Source organism: Chelatococcus sp. KU-N122 (genome assembly GCF_055391085.1).
Genome location: NZ_AP043981.1, coordinates 767591 through 787009, shown reverse-complemented (window position 1 = coordinate 787009; position 19419 = coordinate 767591). Strand labels below are relative to the sequence as shown.

General features: G+C 69.8%; 18 protein-coding genes and 1 pseudogene. 8 read left to right on the top strand and 11 right to left on the bottom strand.

Features of this window, described 5'->3' with window-relative positions; all coding sequences use genetic code 11:
• Positions 1 to 2: 2 nt before the first annotated feature.
• On the top strand, positions 3 to 638 hold the full coding sequence (gene tlpA / locus ACZ5PO_RS03555; protein WP_464190328.1) for a thiol:disulfide interchange protein TlpA: 636 nt from the start codon (positions 3 to 5) through the stop codon (positions 636 to 638).
• 57 nt (positions 639 to 695) lie between these two features.
• On the opposite strand, the gene grxD is transcribed toward tlpA, so the two are convergent.
• From grxD to purC, 10 genes and pseudogenes are all read right to left on the bottom strand, one after another.
• Complete coding sequence (grxD, locus tag ACZ5PO_RS03550; protein WP_464196646.1) at positions 696 to 1031, bottom strand: Grx4 family monothiol glutaredoxin; 336 nt, start codon at positions 1029 to 1031, stop codon at positions 696 to 698.
• A gap of 63 nt (positions 1032 to 1094) precedes the next feature.
• Positions 1095 to 1280 (bottom strand): annotated as a pseudogene (locus tag ACZ5PO_RS03545) (BolA/IbaG family iron-sulfur metabolism protein); the annotation flags it as partial.
• Positions 1281 to 1406: 126 nt separating this feature from the next.
• Positions 1407 to 3632, bottom strand: a complete 2226-nt coding sequence (gene purL, locus ACZ5PO_RS03540; RefSeq protein WP_464190325.1) for a phosphoribosylformylglycinamidine synthase subunit PurL — start codon at positions 3630 to 3632, stop codon at positions 1407 to 1409.
• 35 nt (positions 3633 to 3667) lie between these two features.
• Entirely contained in the window at positions 3668 to 4366 is a 699-nt protein-coding gene (gene purQ, locus ACZ5PO_RS03535) for a phosphoribosylformylglycinamidine synthase subunit PurQ (RefSeq protein WP_464190323.1), read from the bottom strand.
• Between the two features lie 18 nt (positions 4367 to 4384).
• On the bottom strand, positions 4385 to 5329 hold the full coding sequence (locus tag ACZ5PO_RS03530; RefSeq protein WP_464190321.1) for an alpha/beta hydrolase: 945 nt from the start codon (positions 5327 to 5329) through the stop codon (positions 4385 to 4387).
• Positions 5330 to 5407: 78 nt separating this feature from the next.
• On the bottom strand, positions 5408 to 5650 hold the full coding sequence (purS, locus tag ACZ5PO_RS03525) for a phosphoribosylformylglycinamidine synthase subunit PurS (protein ID WP_464190318.1): 243 nt from the start codon (positions 5648 to 5650) through the stop codon (positions 5408 to 5410).
• Positions 5651 to 5749: 99 nt separating this feature from the next.
• Positions 5750 to 7054, bottom strand: a complete 1305-nt coding sequence (locus tag ACZ5PO_RS03520; protein WP_464190316.1) for a multidrug effflux MFS transporter — start codon at positions 7052 to 7054, stop codon at positions 5750 to 5752.
• A gap of 35 nt (positions 7055 to 7089) precedes the next feature.
• Positions 7090 to 7605, bottom strand: a complete 516-nt coding sequence (locus tag ACZ5PO_RS03515) for a disulfide bond formation protein B (RefSeq protein WP_464190314.1) — start codon at positions 7603 to 7605, stop codon at positions 7090 to 7092.
• A gap of 13 nt (positions 7606 to 7618) precedes the next feature.
• Positions 7619 to 8200 carry a YqaA family protein gene (locus ACZ5PO_RS03510; protein WP_464190311.1) on the bottom strand — a complete coding sequence of 194 codons (582 nt, stop codon included), beginning with the start codon at positions 8198 to 8200 and terminating at the stop codon, positions 7619 to 7621.
• 206 nt (positions 8201 to 8406) lie between these two features.
• Positions 8407 to 9204, bottom strand: coding sequence for a phosphoribosylaminoimidazolesuccinocarboxamide synthase (gene purC / locus ACZ5PO_RS03505; RefSeq protein ID WP_464190309.1), 798 nt, complete (start codon positions 9202 to 9204; stop codon positions 8407 to 8409).
• A 274-nt stretch (positions 9205 to 9478) separates the two neighbouring features.
• On the opposite strand from purC, the gene ACZ5PO_RS03500 reads away from it, so the two are divergent.
• Complete coding sequence (locus tag ACZ5PO_RS03500) at positions 9479 to 9799, top strand: DUF1476 domain-containing protein (protein WP_464190306.1); 321 nt, start codon at positions 9479 to 9481, stop codon at positions 9797 to 9799.
• Positions 9800 to 10183: 384 nt separating this feature from the next.
• Here the strand turns inward: ACZ5PO_RS03500 and ACZ5PO_RS03495 are convergent, their stop codons facing one another.
• Positions 10184 to 10780, bottom strand: coding sequence for a helix-turn-helix domain-containing protein (locus ACZ5PO_RS03495; RefSeq protein ID WP_464190304.1), 597 nt, complete (start codon positions 10778 to 10780; stop codon positions 10184 to 10186).
• Positions 10781 to 10910: 130 nt separating this feature from the next.
• On the opposite strand from ACZ5PO_RS03495, the gene ACZ5PO_RS03490 reads away from it, so the two are divergent.
• The 6 genes from ACZ5PO_RS03490 to ACZ5PO_RS03465 all read left to right on the top strand — a co-directional run bounded on the left by ACZ5PO_RS03490 (position 10911) and on the right by ACZ5PO_RS03465 (position 19419).
• Positions 10911 to 12929, top strand: a complete 2019-nt coding sequence (locus ACZ5PO_RS03490) for a hydantoinase/oxoprolinase family protein (protein WP_464190302.1) — start codon at positions 10911 to 10913, stop codon at positions 12927 to 12929.
• Between the two features lie 23 nt (positions 12930 to 12952).
• Positions 12953 to 14623: a hydantoinase B/oxoprolinase family protein gene (locus ACZ5PO_RS03485; protein ID WP_464190300.1), complete on the top strand. Its 1671-nt coding sequence runs from the start codon at positions 12953 to 12955 to the stop codon at positions 14621 to 14623.
• A gap of 6 nt (positions 14624 to 14629) precedes the next feature.
• The gene (locus ACZ5PO_RS03480; protein WP_464190298.1) at positions 14630 to 15922 is read left to right on the top strand and encodes an NAD(P)/FAD-dependent oxidoreductase; all 1293 of its coding nucleotides are present in this window, start codon (positions 14630 to 14632) and stop codon (positions 15920 to 15922) included.
• Positions 15919 to 17070, top strand: coding sequence for an NADH:flavin oxidoreductase/NADH oxidase (locus ACZ5PO_RS03475; protein WP_464190296.1), 1152 nt, complete (start codon positions 15919 to 15921; stop codon positions 17068 to 17070). Before ACZ5PO_RS03480 ends, ACZ5PO_RS03475 begins: the two co-directional genes overlap by 4 nt.
• 50 nt (positions 17071 to 17120) lie before the next feature.
• On the top strand, positions 17121 to 18326 hold the full coding sequence (locus ACZ5PO_RS03470) for an ABC transporter substrate-binding protein (RefSeq protein ID WP_464190294.1): 1206 nt from the start codon (positions 17121 to 17123) through the stop codon (positions 18324 to 18326).
• Between the two features lie 229 nt (positions 18327 to 18555).
• Complete coding sequence (locus ACZ5PO_RS03465) at positions 18556 to 19419, top strand: branched-chain amino acid ABC transporter permease (RefSeq protein WP_464190291.1); 864 nt, start codon at positions 18556 to 18558, stop codon at positions 19417 to 19419.

The window sequence follows — 19419 nt, the reverse complement described above, 5'->3', positions numbered from 1 at the left end:
TCATGACCCTGTCCATCCGCCGCCACGCCCCCTTGCTCATCGCTGTCGCAGCGTTCGCGGCCGCGGCCGGCGCCGCAGCCCTATATTGGCACGCGTCGTCCCGCAACGTGGCGGAGGCGCAATGCGGCCGCTGGGATGCGGCACCGGTCGATGCGCTCGCCAAGGGCGAGGTGGCCGGCGTGCAGGTGGCCCGTGCGCCTCAGCCGGCGCCGGCGGTCACCTTCCAGACGGCGAACGGCGCGGCGCGGACGGCCGGCGATTTCAACGGCCGCGTCATCCTGCTCAACCTGTGGGCGACGTGGTGCGTGCCGTGCCGCAAGGAAATGCCGGCGCTCGACGCGCTGCAGGCCGCCCTCGGCGGCCCGGACTTCGAGGTCGTGGCCGTCAACATGGACAGCCGTGATCCGGCCAAGCCCAGGCAATGGCTGACCGACAACAACATCTCGAACCTGGTGTATTACGCCGATCCGCAAGGCAAGGTGTTCCAGGCCCTGCGCAGCGCCGACCGGGCCTCGGGCCTGCCGACGACGCTAATCGTCAACCGCAAGGGATGCGTCGTCGCCAACCTGGACGGCCCGGCCGAATGGGCGTCAGCGGACGCCCAGGCCCTGCTGCGCGCGGTGCTGCAGCAGAAGTGAACGGGTGATCCCGAGAAGGCGGATGGCTGGGCTTGACCCCGGCCATCCGGCCATTCGTCACGCCACCTGGCGGACGGCTATGCCGTTCTCGGTGAAATGGTTCTGCAGCTCGCCCGCCTGGAACATCTCGCGGATGATATCGCAGCCGCCGATGAACTCGCCCTTGACATAGAGCTGAGGAATCGTCGGCCAATTGCTGTAGGTCTTGATACCCTGTCGCACGGCGTCGTCGGCCAGCACGTTCACGCCCTTGTAGGGCACGCCCAGGTAGTCGAGGATCTGCACCACCTGGCCCGAGAAACCGCACTGCGGGAACTGCGGCGTTCCCTTCATGAACAGCACGACGTCGTTGGACTTCACTTCGTTGTCGATCAAGGCGTGAGCGTCAGTCATTGAAAGTCCTCCATTCGCGCGGTCAAGGCGCGCGTAGGTCCCGCTAATCTTGGGGGCGGATGTCGTTAATGCAAGCGCATGCAGTACCCCGCCCATGTTGCCGCGCAGGGCCTGGTACACCATCTGGTGCTGCTGCACCCGGCTCTTGCCCTTGAACGACGGCGACACCACCGTCGCGGCGTAGTGGTCCCCGTCGCCGGCGAGATCGTGGATCTCGACCGTGGCGTCCGGGATCGCCTGGCGGATCATCTCCTCGATTTCGCGCGCCTGCATCGCCATCGTCCGATCCCCGCTCCTGTGCCTTTGCTCCATCGCCTGCACTGAATATAGGTTCGCGGACGCTCGACCGCACGGGCGGCGCCGTCGCTTTACCCGTCAGGCGGCGGTGAGATGCCCCTGGCCAGCCATATAGGCCGGCAGCCAAGATTCGTGCCCCTCTTCGAGCTCGGCCAACGATAGGGGCGGCTCGCCCGGCAGCGCAAGCGCGGTGCCGCCGGTGGCGCCCAGCCGGCGGATAGGCACGTTGGCCAGCGCCGCTTCGGCGACGATCGCTTCCATGACGTCGGGGGCGGCGGCGATCACGTACCGGGCCTGGTCCTCGCCGAACAGGAAGGCATGGGCGGCAAGGCCCTCCGGCAGCGGCTCGAGGGTGGCGCCGACACCGCCGGCGAGCGCCATCTCGGCGAGCGCCACGGCGAGGCCGCCGTCGGAGCAATCATGCACGGTGGTGAGCCGGCCCGCCCGAATCAGGCCACGCACGAAGTCGCCGTTGCGGCGCTCGACGGCGAGGTCGACCGGTGGCGGGGCGCCCTCCTCGCGGCCGCAGACGTCGCGCAGATAGCAGGACTGCCCGAGCCAGCCCGCGGTGTCGCCCACCAGCGCGATGAGGTCGCCGGAGCGCCGGAAGCCGATGGTGGCGTGCACCGAGACGTCGTCCACCACGCCGACGCCGCCGATCGTCGGGGTCGGCAGGATCGAGCGCCCCTGCGTCTCGTTGTAGAGCGAGACGTTGCCGGAGACGACGGGGAAGTCGAGGGCGCGGCAGGCCTCGCCGATGCCGCGCAGGCAGCCGACGAGCTGGCCCATGATCTCGGGCTTCTCCGGGTTGCCGAAGTTCAGGTTGTCGGTGATGGCGAGCGGCAGGCCGCCGACGGCCGTGATGTTGCGCCAAGCCTCCGCCACCGCCTGCCGACCGCCCTCGACCGGGTCGGCCTCGCAGTAGCGCGGGGTGACGTCGGTGGTCAGCGCCACGCCTTTGGGGCCGTCCTCGATGCGCACGATGGCCGCGTCGCCGCCCGGCGTCTGCACCGTGTTGCCGAGGATCAGGTGATCGTACTGCTCCCACACCCAGCGCTTGGAGGTAAGGTCCGGCGAGCCGATGAGCTTCAGCAGCGCCTCCCGGTTCGCCATCGGCGCCGGGACGTCGGCGGGGGCGAGGACGAGCGCGAAGGTGTTGGACAGGTAGGGACGGTCGTAGAGCGGGGCCTCGTCGCCCAGCTCCTTGATGGGCAGGTCGGCGACCACCTCGCCGGCGTGCTTCACGACGAAGCGCAGCGTGTCGGTGGTGCGGCCGACCACGGCGAAGTCGAGGCCCCATTTGCGGAAGATCGCCTCCGCCTGATCGCGCTTCTCGGGCTTGAGCACCATGAGCATGCGCTCCTGGCTTTCCGAGAGCATCATCTCGTAGGCGCTCATGCCCTCCTCGCGGCAGGGCACGGCGTCGAGGTCGAGCTCGATGCCGAGATTGCCCTTGGCGCCCATCTCCACCGCCGAGCAGGTGAGGCCGGCCGCCCCCATGTCCTGGATGGCGATGACCGCGCCGGAGTCCATCAGCTCCAGGCAGGCTTCCAGCAGCAGCTTCTCGGCGAACGGGTCGCCGACCTGGACGGTGGGCCGCTTCTCCTCGGAGTTCTGGTCGAACTCGGCCGAGGCCATGGTGGCGCCGTGGATGCCGTCGCGACCGGTCTTGGAGCCGAGGTAGACGATCGGGTTGCCGACGCCGGTGGCGGTTGCGTAGAAGATCCGGTCGCTGCGCACCAGGCCGACGGCCATGGCGTTGACCAGGATGTTGCCGTCGTAGCGGGTGTGGAAGCCGACCGAGCCGCCGACCGTCGGCACGCCGAAGGAATTGCCGTAGCCGCCGATGCCGGCGACCACGCCGGAGACCAGATGGCGGGTGCGCGGGTGGTCGGGCGAGCCGAAGCGCAGGGCGTTGAGCGCGGCGATCGGCCGGGCGCCCATGGTGAAGACGTCGCGCAGGATACCGCCGACGCCGGTCGTCGCGCCCTGGTAGGGCTCGATGAACGAGGGGTGGTTGTGGCTCTCCATCTTGAAGGCGATGGCGTCGCCGTCACCGATGTCGATGATGCCGGCGTTCTCGCCGGGCCCCTGGATCACCCACGGCGCCTGGGTGGGCAGGTTGCGCAGGTGGAGGCGCGACGACTTGTAGGAACAGTGCTCGTTCCACATGGCCGAGACGATGCCGAGCTCGGTGATCGTCGGCTCGCGGCCGATGAGCGCCAGGAAGCGCTCGTACTCGTCCGGCTTGAGACCGTGCTCGGCGACCAGCTCGGGGGTGATCTTGGGGGCGTTCGCGATCATCGCTTTCGTCGTCATGGAGCAAGCGGGGTGTCGGTTCAGGCGGCGCGGCGCGCGTCTGCGAGGCTTTCGAACAGGCCGCGCCCGTCGGTGCCGCCGACGAGGTCGTCGATCAGGTTCTCCGGGTGCGGCATCAGGCCGAGCACGTTGCCGCCCTCCGAGTAGATGCCGGCAATGGCGTTGACCGAGCCGTTGCAGTTGGACGCCGGCGTCAGGTCGCCCGCCGCATCGCTGTAGCGGAAGGCGACGCGCCCGTCGCTCTCCAGACGGCGGATGGTGTCGGTGTCGGCCGCATAGCTGCCCTCGCCGTGGGCCACGCACACGTCGATGACCTGGCCCTGGCGATAGCGGCCGGTGAAGGCGGTATCGTTGCGCTCGACGCGCAGGTGCTGGCGGCGGCAGACGAAACGCAGCTGGGCGTTGCGCATCAGCACGCCGGGCAGCAGCTGCGACTCGCACAGGATCTGGAAGCCGTTGCAGATGCCCAGCACCAGGCCGCCGCGGGCGGCGTGGGCGCGCACCGCGTCCATGATCGGGGCGCGGGCGGCGATGGCGCCGCAGCGCAGGTAGTCGCCGTAGCTGAAGCCGCCGGGCAGCACCACCAGGTCCGTGCCCCGCGGCAGCTCGTGCTCGCCGTGCCAGAGCATGGCCGGCGCGGAGCCGGCCACGGCCTTCAGCGCGCGCGCGACGTCCCGCTCGCGGTTGGATCCGGGGAAGATGACGACGGCCGATTTCATCGGGTGCTCCGGCGACCCTCAGGTCTGTGCTAGGGCGCGGGCGAGTGCCAGGCCCATGATGTCCAAGGCGGTCTCGGCGGCGCGGACGACCTTCGACATGGTGATGAAGCCATGCATCTGGTCACTCATGTGCAGATACGCCACCCGCACGCCGGCCTTTTCCAGGGTGGCGGCGTACGCGCGGCCCTCGTCGACCAGCGGATCGTAGCCGGCGGTGAGCACGAAGGCCGGCGGCAGGCCGTCGAAGCGCGGCGCCTTGAGCGGCGAAGCCCACCAATGGCCGACGTCGCCCGTCTCGCCCATGTAGTGGCGGGCGAACCAGCGCGCCGTCGAGCCTTCCAGCGGGAAGCCGGCGAGCGGCAGCTCGTGCGAGGGGTGGCGCATGGCCATGTCGGCGGCCGGATAGATCAGCAGCTGGAAGGCGAGCGCCGGCAGGTCACCGTCGCGGGCCATGTGCGCCATGACGGCGGCGAGGTTGCCGCCGGCGCTGTCGCCGCCGACGGCGAGGCGGTCCGTGTCGATGTGCAGGTCCGCCGCGGCGGCGGCCACGTGGCGGACGGCGGCGGCGCAATCCTCGACCGCGGCCGGGAAGACGTGCTCCGGCGCCAGGCGGTAGTCGACGGAGACCACGGCGCAGGCGGCGGCGTTGGCGAGCTTGCGGCAGACATAGTCATGCGTGTCGCGGTCGCCGATCACCCAGCCGCCGCCGTGCATGAAGACGAGGCACGGCAGCTCCATGCCGGGACGGGTGCCGATGCCGCGGTAGTGGCGGAGCGGAATGGGGCCGCGCGGGCCGGGGGCCTCCAGCTCCTCGACGAGGGCGACCTCGGGCGGCTCGGGCGTCAGCGCCCGGCGGGAATTGAGGTAGGTCTGCCGCGCCTCGGCGGGCGCCAGTGCCGTGATCGGCGGCCGGCCTGCGGCCTTGATCAGATCGAGGACGGTCTGCGCGTCGGGGTCGAGCATGGCGTGCCTCTCAATCGTCGGATGGGGCGGCTGCCGGGGCTGCCCGGACGGGCCGTCGGGGCAGGAGCCCGGACCACATCAGCCTACGAGTTCGATGCGGTAGTTCTCGATCACCGTGTTGGCCAGCAGCTTCTCGCAGGCCTCCTTCAGGGCCGCTTCCGCCTCGCCGGCCTGGCCGTGGCTCAGCTCGATGTCGAACACCTTGCCCTGGCGGACGCCGGCCACGCCGGCGATGCCGAGCGAGGCGAGGGCGCCTTCGATCGCCTTGCCCTGCGGATCGAGCACGCCGTTCTTGAGGGTGACGGTCACGCGGGCCTTCATGGGGCGCTCCGGGCTGGTTCTCTCGAACTGGTTCTCTTGGAATCGTTCCGCATTACCCGCTCTCGGCCCGGCCGGCAACGGCAACGACGGCAAAGCGGCTCAGGCGCGGCGGGCCTGGCGGGCGGCGGTGACCGTTTCGATCTCGGCTCCGCCGGCGCCGACGATGCCGACGGGGTCGACGGCCACCTCGATATCCTCCGGCTCGATGGCCGGGTCGAGCCCGGCGGCCTGGTCCGGGCCGCGCACCAGCGTGAAATAGACGACGACGGCGACGGCCGCCATCACCGCCATGATGATGGTGAGCGCCTCGAACGGGTCGGTGAACAGCAGCGCCGCCACGGCGGTGCCCACCAGCCCGCCGCCGATCTGCATGAAGCCGGTCAGGGCGGACGCTGCCCCGGCGATATGCGGGAAGGGGGCCAGCGCGCCCGCCGCGGTGCCGGGCATGATGAAGGCGTTGCCGAAGGCCCACAGCGCCACAGGCCCCATCACGCTGACGAACGACGGCGGCCAGATGTGCAGCCCGATGCCGAAGCCGAGGCCCGCGATCGCGACCATGGCCAGGCCGAGGGGGATGAGGCGCATGGCGTCGACGCGTCGCAGCATGATGCCGGCGATGGTCGCCCCGGTCATGTACGAGCCGGTCTGCGCCAGCATGCCGAGGCCGAACTGGGTCGGCGTCAGCCCCACCCGCTCGATCATGACGAAGGGCAGCATGGCGGCCAGCGTGTAGAGGCCGCCCGGCGAGATCGCCATGAGCAGCGAGGCGCCCAGGAATCGCCGGTCGCCGAGCAGCGTGCGGTAGCTGGCGATGACGTGGCGGGGCCTGGCCAGCGCCCGGTTCATGTGGCGGTTGGTCTCCGGCGTCAGGAAGCCGACCAGGATCATCACGACGAGGCCGTAGAGCACCATCAGGAAGAAGATCGACTGCCAGCCGACGGTCGCCAGGATGAGGCCGCCGAGCGAGGGCGAGATGGCGGGGCCGACCGCCAGCATGATGCCGATCAGGTTCATGATGCGGGCCGACTGCTGGCCCGAGTACTGGTCGCGCACCATGGCGCGGGAGGTAGCGATGCCGGCGGCGGCGCCGATGCCCTGCAGCGCGCGGCCGGCGAGCAGCCAGTCGAGGGTCGGAGAGCAGGCGGCGACGATGCTGCCGAGCAGGTAGATGGCGAAGAACCCCACGCCGACCGGCCGGCGGCCGTAGGCGTCCGACAGCGGGCCGCAGACGAGCTGGGCGAAGGCGAAGCCGCAGAAATACACCGTCAGGGTGAGCTTGATCGCGGCCGGCGTGGTGTCGAAGGCGTGCACCATGGCCGGCAATGCCGGCGTATAGAGCGACAGGCTGATCGGCCCGAGCATGACCACCATCGCCCCGGTGCCGGCGGTGCGCATGACGCTCATGGGTCGTGCAGGGGCGGTCGTCCGCCAGAAGGCTGTCACCGTGGCCGGCCCTGCGGGGGCACCGAGCGGCTCGCGCCGAACCAGGCGACGGCGGCCAGAATGAGCGACACCACCGCGTTCCAGCCCGCCATCGACAGGCCGAGGAAGCGCCAGGCGGCGTCGGTGCAGCTCACCACGCGCAGATTGTTGAGCTGCTTCATGAAATCGTTGACGGAGCCGGCCTGGTCGAGCGCGCCGGAGCAGCCCGCCGGGCCGGCCCACCACTTCCACTCCACGCCGGCGTGGTGGATGCCGAGGCCCGTGCTCACCAGGAAGACCAGCGCCAGCAGCACGAGCGCGACCTTGCGCGCCCGCGAACTCGTCTGGGGCAGACCGGCGCCGATAAGCGCCAGCGGAATACCTATGTAGTAAGGGAGGCGCTGATAGTAGCAGAGCTGGCATGGCTGGTAGCCCAGCCCATACTGAAACACGAACACGGCGGCGATGGTCGCGACAGCCCCTGCGCCCACCAGCATGGCTGCGGTCCGGGGGATGTCCAAAGGCGTGCTCACGCGACGACGATCCTCAAAACGCGAGCTTGGCGAGCCCGAAGCCGACCACCACGAAGCCCAGCACGAGCCCGATGACGAGGCCGAAATGCCGTTCCAACAGCCGCCGGATCGGCTCGGCAAAGTAGTGCATCGCGCCGGCGACCAAGGCGAAGCGGATGCCCCGGGTGATCAGCGACAGCACGACGAACCAGAACAGGCTGTAGCCGGCGAAGCCGGAGGCGATGGTCACCAGCTTGTACGGGATCGGCGTCACGCCCTTGATCAGGATGATCCAGTGTCCGTATTCCGCGTAGGAATGCCGGAACGCCTCCATGCTGTCGGATAGCCCATACGCCTGGATGAGCCAATGGCCCAGGGAATCGAACAGCAATGCGCCGATCGCATAGCCGAGCAGGCCGCCGAGGACCGAGGCGACGGTGCAGACGGCGGCATAGAACCAGGCCTTGTCGGGCCGCGACAGCGCCATCGGCACCAGCATGATGTCTGGCGGGATGGGGAAGAACGAGCTCTCGGCGAACGAGACGGCGGCCAGCGCCCACGTGGCGCCCGGCTTGCCTGCCAGGCTCAGCACCCAGTCATAGAGGCGTCGAAACATCGCTTGCCCGCTGTCGGCGCAAGGATCGGAGGTGTCGAGACGGCGCCGGTGTCGATAGCTCTATACGCATCACCCGGGCCGGCCGAAAGCCGAAAGGCCCCTGTCACGGTGCCGCTGACGCCGACGTGAACGGCGGGCGCCGGGCGGCGCAACGAAAAAGGCCCGGCACAGCCGGGCCTTGCAGACGCGACGGTGCCCGACGGCTGTTAAGGCTGAACCAGCCTGGGGCCGCCGGCGGCCGGGTTCTCGTTCTCGCCGAGGATGCCGAGGCGGCGCGCCACCTCCGAATAGGCCTCGATCAGCCCGCCGAGATCGCGGCGGAAGCGGTCCTTGTCGAGCTTGTCGGAGGACTTGATGTCCCACAGGCGGCAGGAATCCGGCGAGATCTCGTCGGCGACGACGATGCGCATCATGTCACCTTCCCAGAGCCGCCCGGTCTCCATCTTGAAGTCCACGAGGCGGATGCCGGCGCCCAGGAACAGGCCGGACAGGAAGTCGTTGACGCGGATGGCGAGCGCCATGATGTCGTCGATTTCCTGCGGGTTCGCCCAGCCGAACGCCGTGATGTGCTCTTCCGAGACCATCGGATCGTTCAGGGCGTCGTTCTTGTAGTAGAACTCGATGATCGAGCGGGGCAGCTGCGTGCCCTCCTCGATGCCGAGGCGCTGCGACAGCGAGCCCGCCGCGACGTTGCGCACCACCACCTCGAGCGGGATGATCTCGACCTCGCGAATCAGCTGTTCGCGCATGTTGAGCCGCTTGATGAAGTGCGTCGGCACGCCGATGTCGTTCAGGTTCTGAAAGACATATTCGGAGATGCGGTTGTTGAGGACGCCTTTGCCGTCGATGACCTCATGCTTCTTGGCATTGAAGGCGGTAGCATCGTCCTTGAAGTGTTGGATCAACGTGCCTGGCTCGGGGCCCTCATAGAGCACTTTCGCCTTGCCTTCGTAGATACGACGGCGACGGTTCATCGGCGTATACCGTGTTTTCAGGAAATCCATGGGTTGCCGTGGTTCCTTAGAGGTCAAGTCCGCGGCTAGCGGGCTTTCGGCGGCTAGGCCACCCGCACGAGCAACCTAGCTGATCGGGGGGCGAAGCACAATGTGGGGTGTGGGGGCACCCGATTCACCCCGGCCGCGACGATGGGTACCGGACTGCGGCCGCCGAAGCCGGGCGACCACAATCGGAGCGACCAATCGGCGCGACCACACTGGTCTTCATCGGCGCCGGCCTCTATATCGCTCGATGCCGAACACAGAGGGAGAAGGCGGTGCCATGACGACGTTCGACAAGCGCGAGGAGGGCTTCGAGCGCAAGTTCGCTCTGGACGAGGAACTGCGGTTCAAGGCGATGGCGCGCCGCAACCGGATGCTCGGTGAGTGGGCCGCACAGAAGCTCGGCAAGACCGGCACCGAGGCCGCCGAATACGCCAAGGCGGTGGTCATGGCCGATTTCGAGGAAGCCGGGGACGACGACGTGTTCCGGAAGGTGCGCAAGGATTTCGATGCCGCCGGCGTAGCTCAGTCCGACCATCAGATCCGCCGCACCATGGACGAGCTCATGGCCCAGGCCGTGCTCGACGTGCAGGCCAAGTAAGCCGGACGCCTCACGGCGCGCTGGCGCGAAGCACGCCTCGCGCGCTGGGAGTGCGGCGGACGCGGCGGCGGTCGCGCTCGGCTGGACAGGGGCTGTTCTGCTGTCGTCGAGGTGGTTGGAGCCGAGCCGACCCCCACCAGTCGCTTCCGCTTCGCCCAAGGGCGCTGCGCGTTCCTGATTCAAAAACAGGAGCATGTCCGAGGACATGCTCTCGACAGCCTCCCCACACAGGGGGAGGCCGTTGGGCAGGCCGCCTGCCAAGTTCTGAAAGCTTGGCAAGTGAGGCTCCTCCCTCACCCCGCGGCGACGCTGTGGCGGGGCGGTCCCGCTCGGGTTACGCTTTCAAGTTAGTGGCCGCCGCGACGGCCGCATCAGGGCGCTGGCTCAATAGATCGCCGGCGTGACCACCCAGATCAGGTCGACCGTCTGATCGCCCACGCACCAGAAGCGGTGCATCTGGGTCGCCGAGAAGGCGAACGAGTCGCCCGTCTCCAGAATATATTCCGTCCCGTCCACCTCGAGGCCCAGCGTGCCGGCGAGCACCGTGCCGCACTTGGTGCCGGCCGGGTTGTTGTAGGGCTCGCCCGAGGCGCCGCCCGGGCGGATGACGATGCGGATCATCTGGATGCCGGGCACCGCATCCGGCGACAGCAGTTCCTTGCGCATCCCCTTGGGGCCGAGATCCATGGCGCGGCGGGCGGAGGACCGCACGACCACGTCGTCGTGCTCGCCCTCCGCCAGGTCGAACAGCCAGCCGATGGGCATGGCCAGCGCCGCACAAATTTGGCGCAAGGATTTCAGCGAGGGCGTGGTGACGCCGCGCTCGATCTGGCTGAGCAGGCCGACCGAGATCTCCGCCTGCTCGGCCACCTCCTGCAACGATAGCCCTTTGATCAGCCGGCGCATCCGGAGCTTGCGGCCCATGTCGTCCGGCCGCTCGGGCGCCGTTGCGTCGGGGGCTATGCGCGCTTGTTTCGCCATCGGCTCGGGGTCCCGGCGCTGCCGTCGTGATTGGCAGCCGTGCTAAAATTCTTTGCTCATAGTTTTAGCCTAATTGCAATTTGATCCTACAGATGCCTATGATCGAGTCCACAACGATGTGGAGACTTGAATGCGCGTCGGGATCGAAGTGGGAGGCACGTTCACGGACTTGGTGGCCGTCGACGGCGGCCGGGTCGAGGTGGTGAAGGTGCCGAGCACGCCCGCGGCACCGGAGATCGGCGCCTTCGGCTCGCTCGAGGCGGCCGGCATCGCCGCCGCCGGCGTGACCGATCTGGTGCACGGCTCGACCGTGGCCACGAACGCGATTCTGGAGCGCAAGGGCGCGCCAATCGCCTTTTTGACCACGCGGGGCTTCCGCGACATCCTCTTCTTCCAGCGCCACGATCGCCGCAACATCTACGATCTCAGGTACGCCAAGCCGGCGCCGCCGGTGCGCCGCAAGGACTGCTTCGAGGTGTCGGAGCGGGTGGACGGAGCGGGGGAGGTGATCCTGCCGCTCGACGAGGCGGAGGTGCGTGCCACCCTCATCCCGCAGCTCGCCGAGGGCGGCTACCAGGCGCTGGCGATCTGCCTCCTGTCCGCCTACATCGCGCCGGCGCACGAGCTGCGGCTGAAGGCGCTGATCGGCGCCGCCCTGCCGCACCTGCGCATCGCCTGCTCGCACGAGGTGGCGCAGGAGTTCCGCGAGTTCGAGCGCGCCTCGACGACGGTGCTGTCGGCCTACGTGCAGCCGGTGATCGACGGCTATCTCGATCGCTTCGAGGCGACGCTGGCGAATGCCGGCTTCAAGGGCGGTTTTTCCGTCATGCAGTCCAACGGCGGCCGCCTGCCCGCGGTCGCCATGCGGCGCAACTCCATCACCGCGCTGTTCAGCGGCCCCGCGGCCGGCGTCGTCGGCGCCATTCGCCAGGCGGAGCGTTCGGCGCGCCGCAACCTGATCACCTTCGACATGGGCGGAACCTCCACCGACGTCTGCCTCGTGGTGGACGGGGCCCCGGCCATCGCGCCGGAGACTGAGGTCGACGGCCTGCCGATCCGCACGCCGGTGCTCGATATCGTGACCGTCGGCGCCGGCGGCGGCTCGCTGGTGTGGATCGACGACGGCGGCATGCTCCGCGTCGGTCCGCGCAGCGCCGGCGCCTCGCCCGGTCCCGCCTGCTACGGCCGTGGTGGCACCCAGCCGACCGTCACCGATGCTCATCTGATCCGCGGCACCATCCGGGCCGACGCTTTCCTCGGCGGCACCATGAAGCTCGACGTCGAGCGCGCCCACGCCGCCTTCGAAGAGGTGGCGGGCAAGCTCGGCGTCAGCGTGCGCGAAGCGGCGGCGGCGGCCATCCGGCTTGCCGTCGCCAACATCGTGCGGGCCGTGCAACTGGTATCGACCGAACGGGGGCGCGATCCGCGCGACTACGCGCTGCTGCCCTTCGGCGGCGCAGGGCCACTGCTGGCGGCCGAGATCGCCGAGGAGCTGGGCATCGCCGAGATCCTGGTGCCGCCCAATCCCGGCGTCATCTCGGCGCTCGGGCTGCTGTCGGCCGACTACGTGCGGGTGGCCGGCGTCACGCGACGCTCTCCCCTGGGCGAGGAGGCGCCCGGCCTGCTGCGTGAGGAGTTCGCCCGCTTCCGCAGCCAGGCGGAAACCGAGTTCCGCAGCCTCGGCCTCGACGGCGAGCTCGCCTTCGACCTGACGGCGGACATGCGCTTCGTCGGGCAGGCCTTCGAGATCCCGGTCGAGATCGATCCCGGCCGTCTGGCCGGCCTGCGGCCATCGGACCTCGCCGACGACTTCGCCGCCGCCCACCGGCGCATCTATTTCCATGGCGGCGAGCCGGGCCGGCGCGTCGAGATCGTCGGCCTGCGCTTCGGCGTCCGCCGCCCGCTGGATGCGCTGCCCGAGTTCCGCGAGCGCCCGGCCCGCGTGCCGCACGCCGGCGAGACGGAGATCTGGACGGCACAGGGCGCCGTGAAGGCGCGGCTGGTCGATGCCGCGTCCCTCGATCCCTCGACCGCGATCGACGGGCCGACCCTGGTCGAAGGCTACAGCTCCACGCTCTGGGTGCCGCCGGCCTGGCGGGCCCGGCGGGACGAAGCCGGCAACATCATCATGCAGCGCATCAGCGCCTGAGCGGCATCGGGAAGACGATCCCCATGACAATAGATCCCGTCGACTACGCCATCATCAGCCAGTCCCTGATCGCGGCGGCGCGCGAGATGGGCGCCAAGCTGGTCCGCTCCGCCTACTCCACCGTGCTGCGCGAGGCGCGGGACGGCTCGGCGGCGTTGCTCGACGCCGACGGCAACACCATCGCCCAGGCCGAGCTCATCCCCATGCAGCTCGGCACCATCGGCCGGGTGTTCCAGCCGTGCGCCGCCCGCTATCCGGCCGACACGCTGGAGGAGGGCGACTTCTTCGTCATCAACGATCCCTACTCCGGCGGCCAGCACCTCCAGGACGTGTTCTTCTTCCACCCGATCTTCTTCGAGGGGCGGGTGCTCGGCTTTTCCGCATCGGTCGCCCATCACCTCGATATCTCCGGCGGCGATCCCGGCCTCAACACCGCGGCGGTGGACGTCTATTCGGAAGGGCTGATCATCCCGCCGATCAAGCTCAACATGGCGCGGGACTGGCATGGCGGCTCCTTCGAGCGCCTGCTCAGGGCCAACGTGCGCGTGCCGCACCAGACCATGGGCGACTTCGACGCCCAGATCGCGGCGAACGCCATCGGTGCTGCGCGCATCGTCGAGCTCGCCCAGCGCTACGGGGCCGAGAAGCTGACCGCCGTGATGGGCATGCTGCTCGACTATTCCGAGGCGCGCATGCGCGCCGCCATCGGCCAGATTCCGCCGGGCGTCTACGTCGGCGAGGATGCGGTGGACGATGATGGCCTGTCGGAGACGCCGCTGCCGGTGCGGGCCACCGTGACGGTCGAGGGCGACGCCATCGCCATCGATTTTGCCGGCACGGCCCCGCAGGTGCGCCGCAACCTGAACGCGCCCTTCGCCGCGACCGTCTCCGCGGCGCTGTCCTGCGTGAAGGCGGCGCTGACCAGCCCGGACATCCCCTTCAACGCCGGCGCGGCGCGCCCGATCACGGTGACGGCCCCCAAGGGCTGCCTGCTCAACCCGCACCACCCCGCGCCGGTCCGGGCCCGCATGGAGGCGTGCTTCCGTGCCTGGAACGCGGTGATGAAGGCGCTGGCCCAGGCGGTGCCGGACAAGGTCATCGCCTGCGGCTACGACACCACGACCGTCGGCGTGCTCTCACGCCTGGGGCCGGGTGGCTGGTCGGTCTACCTGGAGATTTTTGGTGGCGGCTCGGGCGCGGCCGTCGACGCGGACGGCTGCGATGCGGTCGACAGCCCGCTGTCGAACTGCTCGAACACGCCGGTCGAAGCGCTCGACCAGGATTTCCCGTTCTTCCGCGTCGTCGAGTACGCCATGCGGGCCGACAGCTGCGGCGCCGGCGCCGCCAGGGGCGGGCTCGGTTTCGTGCGCCGCTACGAGATCCTGACCGACGGCGTGCGGCTGTCGCTCTATTCCGACCGCTTCCGTCGTCCGCCGGACGGGCTGTTCGGCGGCCGCAGCGGCCAGACCGGCTTCTGCGAGGTGCTGCGCCAGGGCCGCACCATCAGCCTCAAGTCCAAGGACGCCATCGACCTGGAAAAGGGCGACATCGTCACCTTGGCGGTGGGCGGGGGCGGCGGCTACGGCGACCCTGCCGCGCGGCCGCTCGAGAAGATCCGGCGCGACCTGGAGGACGGCATCATCTCGCCCGGCGCGGCGGACGCCTGGTCGCAGCACAAGATCGCAGCGGAATAGCCGGCCGTGTCCTCGTCCGCCGCAAGTTTCGAGCGCTCGCTCTGGTCGGCCACGGCGGCCGAGCCGGCGCTCGGCGCCGATGCCTCGCCGCTCGCCGGCGCCGTCGATGTGGCCGTGGTCGGCGGCGGCATCACCGGCTGCTCGGCCGCGCTGGCGGCGGCGGAGGCCGGCGCTTCGGTGGCGCTCTTCGAGGCGCGCCAGATCGGCTGGGGCGCCTCGGGTCGCAACGGCGGCCAGGTCATCCCCGGCCTCAAGTATGACCCCTCCGAGCTGCGGAGCATGTTCGGCGACGCGGCCGGCAGCGCCCTGGCCGAGGCCGCCGGTAGCGCTGCCGACCTGGTGTTCGAGCTGATCGCGCGCCATGCCATCCAGTGCGCGCCGCAGCGTGGCGGCTGGCTGCAGGCGGCTCCTTCGCAGACGGCGCTGGCGCGCGTGCAGGCCCGCGCCCGCGAGTGGATGGCGCTGGGGGCGCCGGTGGAACTGCTGGATGCCGATGCCGTCGCGCGGCTCACCGGGGCGCGCGCCTATGTCGGCGGCTGGATCGATCGGCGGGCCGGCATCGTCAATCCGCTCGCCTACGTGCGTGGCCTGGCGCGGGCCGCGCAGGGGCAGGGGACTGCGATCCGCCAGGGCGCGCCGGTCACCGGCCTCCGCCGCGGGGCCGACGGCTGGCAGATCACGACCGCATCCGGCAACCTCACCGCGAAATCGCTCATCGTCGGCACCGACGGCTACACCGACGCGCTCGTCCCCGGCCTGGCGCAGACGGTTCTGGCGGTGCAGAGCGCGCTGATCGCCACCGAGCCGCTGCCGGCCGAGCTCCGGCAGTCGATCATGCCGGGCGGCATCTGCTGCTCCGAGACGCGGCGCCTCGCCTTCTACTTCCGGCAGTCGCCGGACGGGCGCCTGGTGTTCGGCGGGCGCGGCGCAGTCGGCGACGCCGAGCAGCAGCTGTTCACCGACGCGCTGGTCGCCGCCATGCATCGCACCTTCCCGGAGGTGCGCGGGGCCGCCATCGCCTATCAGTGGTCCGGCCAGGTGTCCCTCACCCTGGATGGCATCCCCCACGTGCACGAGCCGGAACCGGGGCTGTTCATCGGCCTCGGCTACAACGGCCGCGGCGTGGCCATGGCCACCGTGATGGGCCGCTGGCTCGCGGGCCTGGCGTTGCGAGGCGAGCGTCCGCCGCTGCCGCTGACGCCGATCTCGCCCATTGCCTGGCACGGGCTGCGGCGGCCGGCCATCGCGCTGGGCGTCGGCTGGGCCTGGCTTCGCGACCGCATGGGGCTTGCCGCATGAGCGATGCGCCGCACTTGTTCTCCCCGCTGAGGCTCAGGGGCGTCACGCTCGCCAATCGCGTCGTCGTGTCGCCGATGCAGCAGTACGCGGCCGGAGCCGACGGCCTGCCCACGGCGTTTCACCGGCAGCACTACGGCCGGCTTGCCCTGGGCGGCGCCGGGCTGGTCATCACCGAGGCGCTGGCCGTGTCGCCGGAAGGGCGGGTCACCTCGGCCGATCTCGGGCTGTGGAGCGACGATCAGATCGGCCCGCTCGCCGCCATCGTCGAGGAGATGGCCGGCTTCGGCGCGGTGCCCGGGACCCAGCTCATCCACGCCGGGCGCAAGGGCAGCGTCTCGCGCCCGTGGCAGGGCTATGCGCCGCTGGATGCGGCGGCGGCCGCGCGCGGCGACCCGCCGTGGACGACGCTCGCGCCGAGCGCGCTGCCCGCCAATCCCGGCTGGCACGTGCCTGCGGCCCTCACCGCCGACGACATCGCCCGCCTCGTCGAGGCCTACGCTCGCGCGGCAGTGCGCGCCGCGCGCGCCGGCTTCCAGGTGCTGGATATCCACGCCGCCCACGGCTACCTGATCCACACCTTCCTCTCGCCGCTGTCGAACCAGCGCAACGACGACTGGGGCGGCGACTTCGCCGGCCGCGTGCGCTTGCTGCTCCAGGTGGTGGAGGCGGTGCGCAGCGCCTGGCCGTCCGAGCGGCCGCTGCTGGTGCGCCTCTCCTGCGTCGACGACCAACCCGGCGGCTGGACATTGGACGAATCCGTCGCCCTGTCCCGCCTGCTGGCGCAGGCCGGCGTCGACGTCATCGACTGCTCCTCCGGCGGCCTGGGCGAACGCACGACGACCAGGATGGTCCGGCGGCCGGAGGGCTATCAGGTGCCCTTCGCCGCCCGCATCCGTGCCGAGGCGCAGGTGCCGACCATTGCCGTCGGGCTCATCACCACGCCGGCGTTCGCCGACACGGTGGTGCGCGACGGCCGCGCCGATCTCGTCGCCATCGGCCGGGAGGCGCTGAACAACCCCCATTGGCCGCTGCACGCGGCGCGGGCGCTGGGGCAGGATCCGGATTTCGCCCGCTGGCCGAGCTCGTGGGGCTGGTGGCTCGACAAGCGCGCCCGAGCCGCCGCGGCGGCGGCCGAGGGTGGCGCCTGACGACACGACGACCATGACAACAGAGAACAATGTGGGAGAGGGGTGAACAGATGATCGAACGCCGACGCTTCCTGACCGGCGCCTCAGCGGCTGCGGCCGTGCTGGCGGCGCCGCCGCTCATCCGCCGCGCCAACGCGCAGAGCGCGCTCGACGTGGCGGCGGTCTATTCTCTCTCCGGCACCTTCGCCAATGTCGGCTCGGCGCTGAACGACGGCAGCAAGTGGGCGGTCGAGGCCTACGGCTCGGCTGGCGGCAACAAGCTCAATTACGTGCTGCTCGACGACCGGGGCGACGCCGGCGAAGCGGTGCGCAAGGTGCAGGAGGCGATGACCCAGCGCGGCATCAAGCACGTCATCGGCTGCACCAACTCGGCCATTGCGCTCGCCGTGCAGAAGGAGGTGCACGCCCGCGGCGGCATCTATGTCAACGAGGCGGGCGCCGACGAGGTCACCGGCAAGGACTGCAACAAATCGTCGTTCCGCTGGCCGGTCGCCTGCTACAGCGCCGTCAACTCCACCGTTCGCCCGCTCATCGACAAGTTCCCGGACGCCAAGCGCTGGTACACCATCACCGGCCAGTACGTGTTCGGTGACAGCCTGCTCAGCAATTGCAAGCAGGTGTTCCAGGAGAAGGGCATCCAGCACGTCGGCAACAGCTACCACTCGCTGTCTGACCGGGAATACTCCGGCTATATAGCGACCGCGCTGTCCGCCCAGCCCGACGTGCTCGCCATCTGCAACTTCGGCAACCAGACCGTCGACGTCATCCGCCAGGCGGTCAGCTATGGCATGAAGCGCAACACCAAGATCCTGGCGGTGTGGTCGACCGGCCTCGACCAGTACCAGGCGCTCGGGCCGGAGAACTGCGACGGCGTCTACTTCGGCTGCAACTTCTGGCACGGCGTCGACACGCCCGGCGGCCGAAAGGTGGCCGAGGTCGTCAAGCAGAAGACCGGCGACGTGCCCAACTACCTGCACGCCTGCGGCTATGCAGTCGCCCAGGTGCTGATCGAGGGCATCAACAAGGCGGGCTCCACCGACGTGCCCAAGATCATCGGCGCGCTGGAGGGCCTGAGCTACGAGGGGCCGACCGGCACCGAGACGGTCCGGCCGCAGGACCATCAGGTGCTCAAGGATTATTACCTCATGCTCGGCAAGGCGAAGAGCGCCATGAAGGACAAGAACGACTTCGCCGAGGTGATCACCGCGACCAAGGCCTTCCTGCCGCCGGACAAGACCGGCTGCACGATGAGCTGATGGGCGCCTCCCTCTGCGGGGAATAGGGCGAGGCGCGACAGCTCCTCCGGCGTCATGGCCGGGCTTGACCCGGCCGTCCATCCACTCAGGAACACGACGCGCAGCCAGGCCCGTCGGATTCGTTTGATTGAACGATGGATGGCCGGCTCAAGCCCGGCCATGACGCCCTGGGGCCATCGGATCAATCCTGACGATCGCTTTCCATGCACCAGCGAGATCACTCAGCCTGATGTCGACCCAGCTGCTGCTCTTCCAGGTCCTGAACGGGCTTGGCATCGGGATGATCTACTTCCTCCTGTCGGTCGGCCTGACGCTGATCTTCGGGCTGATGCGGTTCGTCAACTTCGCCCATGGGGCGTTCTACCTGGCGGCCGCCTACATCGCCTACGCCATCTCGCTCGCCTTCGGCAGCATCTGGTGGGCGCTCCTCGTCGGGCCTCTCGCCATCGCCGTCCTGGCGCTCGTCATCGAGCGGCTGCTGCTGCGCCATACCTACGCCATGCCGCACGAGGCGCAGATCCTCATCACCTTCGCCGTGGCGCTGCTGTTCCAGGAGATCGTGATCCTCATCTTCGATCCGCTGGCCAAGAGCGTGCCGGTGCCGGCCTCGCTCTCCGGCATCGTGTTCCTGGGCCCCTACGTCTATCCTGCCTACCGGCTCGCGGTGGTGGCCGCCGCGGCGATCGTCGCCGTCGTGCTCTGGCTCGTGGTGGAGCGCACCAAGTTCGGCGCCACGCTGCGGGCGGGCTCGGAGAACGCGGAGATGGTGGGGCTGCTCGGCATCAACGTGGACCGGGTGTTCATGGCGGCCTTCGCGCTGGGCGGGGCGCTCGCCGGGCTCGCCGGCGTGCTGGCCGCGCCGCTGCGCGGCGCAGAGCCGTTCATGAGCACGGAGGCGCTGGGCATCGCCTTCGTCGTCGTCGTGGTCGGCGGCCTCGGCACCCTCACCGGCGCCCTCGTCGGCGGGCTGCTGATCGGCCTGGTCCAGTCGATCATGAGCACGCTCTGGCCGGAGGGGGCGCAGCTGATGATCTATGCCGCCATGGCGCTGGTGCTGCTCGTGCGCCCCACCGGCCTGTTCGGGCGCTTCTGA

What these genes read in the sequence shown, in the direction of transcription:
- tlpA (WP_464190328.1), top strand. Translation starts at nt 3, where the DNA reads ATGACCCTGTCCATCCGCCGCCACGCCCCCTTGCTCATCGCTGTCGCA.
- grxD (WP_464196646.1), bottom strand. Translation starts at nt 1,031, where the DNA reads ATGACTGACGCTCACGCCTTGATCGACAACGAAGTGAAGTCCAACGAC.
- purL (WP_464190325.1), bottom strand. Translation starts at nt 3,632, where the DNA reads ATGATCGCGAACGCCCCCAAGATCACCCCCGAGCTGGTCGCCGAGCAC.
- purQ (WP_464190323.1), bottom strand. Translation starts at nt 4,366, where the DNA reads ATGAAATCGGCCGTCGTCATCTTCCCCGGATCCAACCGCGAGCGGGAC.
- ACZ5PO_RS03530 (WP_464190321.1), bottom strand. Translation starts at nt 5,329, where the DNA reads ATGCTCGACCCCGACGCGCAGACCGTCCTCGATCTGATCAAGGCCGCA.
- purS (WP_464190318.1), bottom strand. Translation starts at nt 5,650, where the DNA reads ATGAAGGCCCGCGTGACCGTCACCCTCAAGAACGGCGTGCTCGATCCG.
- ACZ5PO_RS03520 (WP_464190316.1), bottom strand. Translation starts at nt 7,054, where the DNA reads ATGAGCGTCATGCGCACCGCCGGCACCGGGGCGATGGTGGTCATGCTC.
- ACZ5PO_RS03510 (WP_464190311.1), bottom strand. Translation starts at nt 8,200, where the DNA reads ATGTTTCGACGCCTCTATGACTGGGTGCTGAGCCTGGCAGGCAAGCCG.
- purC (WP_464190309.1), bottom strand. Translation starts at nt 9,204, where the DNA reads ATGGATTTCCTGAAAACACGGTATACGCCGATGAACCGTCGCCGTCGT.
- ACZ5PO_RS03500 (WP_464190306.1), top strand. Translation starts at nt 9,479, where the DNA reads ATGACGACGTTCGACAAGCGCGAGGAGGGCTTCGAGCGCAAGTTCGCT.
- ACZ5PO_RS03495 (WP_464190304.1), bottom strand. Translation starts at nt 10,780, where the DNA reads ATGGCGAAACAAGCGCGCATAGCCCCCGACGCAACGGCGCCCGAGCGG.
- ACZ5PO_RS03490 (WP_464190302.1), top strand. Translation starts at nt 10,911, where the DNA reads ATGCGCGTCGGGATCGAAGTGGGAGGCACGTTCACGGACTTGGTGGCC.
- ACZ5PO_RS03485 (WP_464190300.1), top strand. Translation starts at nt 12,953, where the DNA reads ATGACAATAGATCCCGTCGACTACGCCATCATCAGCCAGTCCCTGATC.
- ACZ5PO_RS03475 (WP_464190296.1), top strand. Translation starts at nt 15,919, where the DNA reads ATGAGCGATGCGCCGCACTTGTTCTCCCCGCTGAGGCTCAGGGGCGTC.
- ACZ5PO_RS03470 (WP_464190294.1), top strand. Translation starts at nt 17,121, where the DNA reads ATGATCGAACGCCGACGCTTCCTGACCGGCGCCTCAGCGGCTGCGGCC.
- ACZ5PO_RS03465 (WP_464190291.1), top strand. Translation starts at nt 18,556, where the DNA reads ATGTCGACCCAGCTGCTGCTCTTCCAGGTCCTGAACGGGCTTGGCATC.